The 5,228-nt window shown below is 69.7% G+C and carries 9 protein-coding genes and 1 pseudogene; 8 read left to right on the top strand and 2 right to left on the bottom strand.

All coding sequences use genetic code 11. From position 1 onward, the window contains the following. The 4 genes from ACQKIP_RS38920 to ACQKIP_RS38935 form a co-directional block, all read left to right on the top strand. Positions 1-677, top strand: a 677-nt coding sequence (locus ACQKIP_RS38920) for an ATP-binding protein (RefSeq protein ID WP_427745234.1), incomplete at its 5' end; no start/stop codon positions are given. Further along, complete coding sequence (locus ACQKIP_RS38925) at positions 674-1,108, top strand: roadblock/LC7 domain-containing protein (RefSeq protein WP_427745235.1); 435 nt, start codon at positions 674-676, stop codon at positions 1,106-1,108. The genes ACQKIP_RS38920 and ACQKIP_RS38925, both read left to right, overlap by 4 nt. A gap of 19 nt (positions 1,109-1,127) precedes the next feature. After that, positions 1,128-1,541 carry a DUF742 domain-containing protein gene (locus tag ACQKIP_RS38930; protein ID WP_365854485.1) on the top strand — a complete coding sequence of 138 codons (414 nt, stop codon included), beginning with the start codon at positions 1,128-1,130 and terminating at the stop codon, positions 1,539-1,541. After that, on the top strand, positions 1,522-2,124 hold the full coding sequence (locus ACQKIP_RS38935) for a GTP-binding protein (protein ID WP_365854483.1): 603 nt from the start codon (positions 1,522-1,524) through the stop codon (positions 2,122-2,124). The genes ACQKIP_RS38930 and ACQKIP_RS38935 overlap by 20 nt, the downstream gene beginning before the upstream one ends. Positions 2,125-2,145: 21 nt before the next feature. On the opposite strand, the gene ACQKIP_RS38940 is transcribed toward ACQKIP_RS38935, so the two are convergent. Further along, on the bottom strand, positions 2,146-2,574 hold the full coding sequence (locus tag ACQKIP_RS38940) for a PPOX class F420-dependent oxidoreductase (RefSeq protein WP_365854481.1): 429 nt from the start codon (positions 2,572-2,574) through the stop codon (positions 2,146-2,148). 94 nt (positions 2,575-2,668) lie between these two features. Between ACQKIP_RS38940 and ACQKIP_RS38945 the strand changes: the two genes are divergently transcribed. The 4 genes from ACQKIP_RS38945 to ACQKIP_RS38960 all read left to right on the top strand — a co-directional run bounded on the left by ACQKIP_RS38945 (position 2,669) and on the right by ACQKIP_RS38960 (position 4,928). Then, complete coding sequence (locus ACQKIP_RS38945; RefSeq protein WP_361182754.1) at positions 2,669-3,082, top strand: roadblock/LC7 domain-containing protein; 414 nt, start codon at positions 2,669-2,671, stop codon at positions 3,080-3,082. Between the two features lie 109 nt (positions 3,083-3,191). Next, a complete protein-coding gene (locus tag ACQKIP_RS38950) occupies positions 3,192-4,136 on the top strand; it encodes a DUF6397 family protein (protein WP_365854479.1) in 945 nt (314 codons plus the stop codon). Between the two features lie 244 nt (positions 4,137-4,380). After that, positions 4,381-4,659 carry a hypothetical protein gene (locus tag ACQKIP_RS38955; RefSeq protein WP_365854477.1) on the top strand — a complete coding sequence of 93 codons (279 nt, stop codon included), beginning with the start codon at positions 4,381-4,383 and terminating at the stop codon, positions 4,657-4,659. Between the two features lie 17 nt (positions 4,660-4,676). Further along, complete coding sequence (locus ACQKIP_RS38960) at positions 4,677-4,928, top strand: hypothetical protein (RefSeq protein ID WP_365854475.1); 252 nt, start codon at positions 4,677-4,679, stop codon at positions 4,926-4,928. 186 nt (positions 4,929-5,114) lie between these two features. Here the strand turns inward: ACQKIP_RS38960 and ACQKIP_RS38965 are convergent. After that, positions 5,115-5,228 (bottom strand): annotated as a pseudogene (locus tag ACQKIP_RS38965) (tetratricopeptide repeat protein); the annotation flags it as partial.

A 5,228-nucleotide genomic window follows, 5' to 3' on the forward strand; every position in this document is an offset into this window, starting at 1 on the left:
CGGAAACCCTGGCCGAGGCCAACCGCCGCATCGAGCAGTCCGAAGCGCTCGACCTGTTCGACAGCGACCAACTGGGGCTCTTCGTGGTCAGCAGGCTCGCCGCGCGACACGGGGTCAAAGTGCACCTGCGTACGTCCCCCTACGGCGGTACCACCGCGGTCGTCCTCCTGCCCACCGCACTGCTGCAGAGCGCCACACCGGAAAGCCCCGGAGCCCACACCATGGAACGTGACCGCGAACAGAACCGGCACGCGCGCGTGCCCGAAGCCGCGCCGGTGAACGGCAAATCCGTCCCGGCCCCGGCCGCCCGCCCCGCCCTGGCACCGTCGGCGGAAGCCCCGGAGACCACAGCCCCCGGCGTCACCGCACTGCGCCTGCACAAGGCCCCGGAAACGGAACCCGACAGCGTTCCGAAGCCTTCGGACGACCTCCCGCGCCGCGTGCGCCAGGCCAGCCTGGCCCCCCAACTGCGCGAGCGGCCCCCCGGTGACGCGGCCGGACCCGTGAGCGTCCGCGAAACCAGCGAGCGCAGTCCCGAGGAGGTGCGGGAGCGCATGACCGCCTACCGCGACGGCTGGGCCCGGGGCGGCGGTCGCCGACCGGGCATCGTCGGCGCGGTCCCCGGCATTCCAGGGCCCGGCCCGGCCAGTGACAGCACTGAAGGAGACCCCGCATGATCGAGGATCAGAGCATCACCGCCGGCCGGTCCGGCGAACTCGACTGGCTCCTTGACGACCTGGTGTCGCGGGTCGGTGAGGTACGGCACGCCGTGGTGCTGTCCAATGACGGGCTCGCCGTCGGCGCCTCGACCGCCCTCACCCGTGAGGACGCGGAGCACCTGGCCGCGGTCGCCTCCGGATTCCACAGCCTTGCCAAGGGCGCGGGCCGGCACTTCGGGGCCGGGGGAGTGCGCCAGACCATGGTCGAGATGGACGACGGCTTCCTGTTCGTGGCCGCGGCCGGCGATGGCTCCTGCCTCGCCGTGCTCAGCTCCGTGACGGCCGACATCGGTCTGGTCGCCTACGAGATGGCGCGCCTGGTCAAGCGGGTGGGCGAACATCTCTACACACCCTCGCGGTTCGCGCCGCAACCACCGGCCGCCGGATGACGCAGGGCGGTCGACGCGGATGACCGAGGACAGAAGCGGCGCCCCGTACGACGCGGGCAGCCAGTGGTACGACCACGAGGCCGGCCCACTGGTCCGTCCGTACGCGATGACGGGCGGGCGCACCCAATCCGGGCCCACCGGAGTGCGCTTCGACTTGATCGCACTGGTCACGCTGGACGAGAACGCGCCGGGACCCGGCGACGACACCGCGCTGGGGCCGGAACACCGCTCGCTCATCGACCTCTGCCGCACCGAGACGCAGTCGGTCGCCGAGCTTGCGGCCGATGCCGACCTACCCGTCGGCGTGGTCAGGGTGCTGCTCGGCGACCTGCTGGAAATGGGCTGCGTGAAGGTGAGCCGTCCCGTGCCGCCCGCACAGATGCCCGACGAGAAGATCCTGCGAGAGGTGATCGATGGGCTCCGAGCACTCTGACGCCGACGACGACACGACCGCCATGGCGTTGAAGATTCTGGTCGCGGGAGGCTTCGGCGTGGGCAAGACCACGCTCGTCGGCGCCGTCAGCGAGATCCGTCCGCTGCGCACCGAGGAACTGCTCAGCGAGGCCGGCCAGTCGGTGGACGACACCGGCGGAGTCGACCGCAAGACCACGACGACCGTCGCCATGGACTTCGGCCGCATCACCATCAGGTCAGGCCTGTCGCTGTACCTCTTCGGTACGCCCGGGCAGGACCGTTTCTGGTTCCTGTGGGACGAGCTGTCCCAGGGCGCGCTCGGAGCCGTCGTCCTCGCGGACACCCGACGGCTCGAGGACTGCTTCCCCGCCGTCGACTACTTCGAGCACCGGCACATTCCGTTCGTGGTGGCCGTCAACTGCTTCGCGACCGCGCGTACGTACGGTGCGCACGAAGTGTCACGGGCCCTGGACCTCGACCGCGGCACCCCCGTGGTGCTGTGCGACGCGCGGGACCGCGATTCGGGAAAGGAGGTGCTGATACGCCTGGTCGAGTACGCCGGGCGGATGCATACCGCCCGGCTGCTCGACACGGTGGGCTGAGGCCGGTGCGCAGCCGGGGCGTCAGTCGGCCACGGCGGCCAGCGCGACCACCTTGTCGATCCTGACGCGCACAAGGAGCTCGCCGGGCACGCCGTTGCGCGCGCCGAACTCCTCGGCGCGCGCCTCACCCATGTAGCGGGCGGCGAGCCGCGTCGCCCAGTGCCGCACCTCGTCGAGGTCGTCGCTCAGCCGGGCCTGCCCCTGCAGGACGACGAACGCGAACGGGGGCTTGTCGTCGTCCACACACAGGGCGATGCGTCCGTCCCGTGCCAGATTCCGCCCCTTGACGGTTTCCGTCCCGGTGTTGAACACCAGCTCGTCCCCGTCCAACAGGAACCAGATTGGTGCGATATGGGGGCTTCCGTCTGCCCGGACGGTCGACAGTTTGCCGGTGCGGGTGCCCTGGGAGACGAAAGCCCGCCACTGGTCATCGGTCATCTTCTGTGCCATGTCCTCATCATGCTTGCCGGAGCGCCGATGGTGGGGAAGGCTGGCAGGTCAGTTCCTCCTACCAGGCGGAACAGCGACGCGGGGAGACGGGAACATGGTGCAGAACGCGGGGCTCGGATGGCTGCTCGACGACTTGACCAAGCGGATGGAGCCCGTGCGGCACGCGCTGGTGCTGTCCAACGACGGTCTGGTCACCGCCGCGAGCTCGGAGCTCAAACGAGAGGACGCGGAGCACCTCGCCGCGGTCTCCTCGGGTCTGCACAGCCTGGCCAAGGGATCGGGGCGGCACTTCGGCGCGGGCAACGTCCGCCAGACGATGATCGAGTTCGATGACGCGGTGCTGTTCGTCACCGCGGCCGGCGACGGCAGCTGCCTGTGCGTCCTCAGCTCCGCGGAGGCGGACATCGGCCAGGTCGCGTACGAGATGACACTGCTCGTCAACCGAGTCGGCGAGCACCTCGGCGTGGGTGCCCGGCAGCCCGAGCGGACATCGATAGTAGACCTCTGACCTGCTGAAACGCCGACTCGGCGAGAGTTATCCACAGGGTCGGCGCGGCTTGCGGTGATCGCGCTACGGTTTTCCCGAGAGCAAAGACGCCTCACGGGGGAGCAACATCATGGCAGGTCACACGATCACGCAGGAAGCCGCCGGCACGACAGCGCAGACCTCGGTCACGCAGGGCCATGCGGCTCGGGAACTGGGACTCAAACGCGGCGAGTTCGAGCTCGCCGTGCTGCTGGGACGCATCCGCACCGTCGGAGACACCGCCGGCGGGCGGCGCCGCGTCACACGCGAAGAGATCGAGCGCGTCCGTGCCGGGGAGGGGTTTCCCGAGGCGTGGCTGGAGCGCGTCAGAGCCGTGGGGACCACCGAGGGAGCGGCCCTCATGGACATCTCCACGGCCCGGTTCACCCGGCTCACGCGGACGGGCTTCATCACACCGGTGAAGTTCTATCTCAACCGCTACCGAGCAGTCGTCTGGTTGTATCTGGCTGAGGAACTACGGCAGTTCGCCCGTGCGGAGGCCAACGCAGGCCTGCTCACCGGTCGCGCCTCCGGCACGCTCCGCGCCCAACTGGATGCGGGCGTCGACCTGCGGGCACGCAACTGGCGGGGCCGGTACGCAGGAGCGCTGCTGCGCCAGTCCGACGACCCCTGGGCGCGCGCCGCGGCCGTGGCCTCCCTGCTCGACCCGGTCCAGATCGCGGAGATCATCAAGGATCCGTATGAACGCGCCTACGTGCACAGGCTGATGCCCGGATCCTTCAGCCAGGGCGCACCCGAGTCACCGGCGGGACAGATCATCCAGAAGATCACGACAGCGGACGACCCGGACGAGATCCGCTGGCTGCGCGCGAACCTCACCATCAGCCTCTCCCGCGCCCGGGGCGAACGCCCGGCCCCACGCCCCGCACCGCGGCCGGCCCCTGCACCCGAGCGGCTTGCGGAACCCGCACCGGATCGCGCGGCACCGCCCGCCACGCTGCCCCACGAAGAGCCGAGGGAGCGGGCGTCGGAGCCGCGAGGCCTGCTGAGGTGGATGCGCCGCAGGGGAGCGTAGCCAGGCGGGTGCGCCTGACCGTCGGCCGGTGGCAGTGCGCCGACAGTACCCGGGCCGGTGGGTCCCCCGGCGGTTGAGAGGTCGGCGGAGGGATCATCCACGCCCGGTGAGACGAGGGCGCCCCGCCGCTGGGTACCGGGCGTCCGTAAACGTCGTGATAGCCGCCCGCCCGCCCGGCCGGGCGGTACGCTCCGACTGTCAACCTGGAATCACGAACCGTGAATCCTCGATCCGGGAGGCAGCGATGACCGACCAGCCGTGGACCATCGACCGCATCCATGACGTTCTCGGCGCTCCCGCACTGGCCTCACGCTTCCTCAGCGAGATCAACAAGGCTCCGGCCCACGAGCTGCTGCACGTCTTCGCCCGGTGGGAGCACATCGCCAAGAACCTCGAAGCCGCTTTCGACGACGAGAGCACCGAAGCGGCCCGCCGCGGCGAGGAGCCCCCCGGCGAATGGATCGACGGCACGCAGCGCCTCGATGAAGCAGCTGCCCGGATTCGCTCACGCGGCGCCGCCTGACCTGACACGCTTACCGCGTGTTCAGCCTTCGCCACACTGCGGCAGTGCGGGTCGTCTGGGACTCGCTCCCCGACGGTGCCCGACGCGAGTTTGAGGACGCCCTCTGGCTGGCGTGCGAAGACCCGTACAAGAACACCCGGCCCCGCAGCAAGGACGAACACGACGTGGAGCGCATTCTTGCTCTACAGCACACCGTTGTCGCCATCCTCCTTATCGATGCGAAGCCCGTTCAGCGCCTCTACGTCCGCAGTCTCGACTACGTCGAATGAGATGCTGCACGGCCCCGTCCGGACTCCGTAGTGGGACTCTCACTACGGAGTCCGGACGGGCAGTCGGACGATCGAACCGACAGCCACCGGAGCAGACGGCGGACCGCTGCTGCGATCGCGGGACCGTAGCCAGGAAAGACGGGACCGCTTCCAGGAGAGAGCGCACATATCGGCTTCTCTGCACGGTTACACGGTCTCGTCGAGATCCTTGGCGTAGTGCTCGATCGCCGGGCGGTAAGCGGCGATGTCCGGGTTCTGGCTTGTGTCGGCGAGGAGGGTCAGCAGGATCTGCATCGCCTC

The sequence above is a fragment of the Streptomyces sp. NPDC059900 genome (genome assembly GCF_050270335.1).
In the GTDB taxonomy this organism is placed as follows: domain Bacteria; phylum Actinomycetota; class Actinomycetes; order Streptomycetales; family Streptomycetaceae; genus Streptomyces.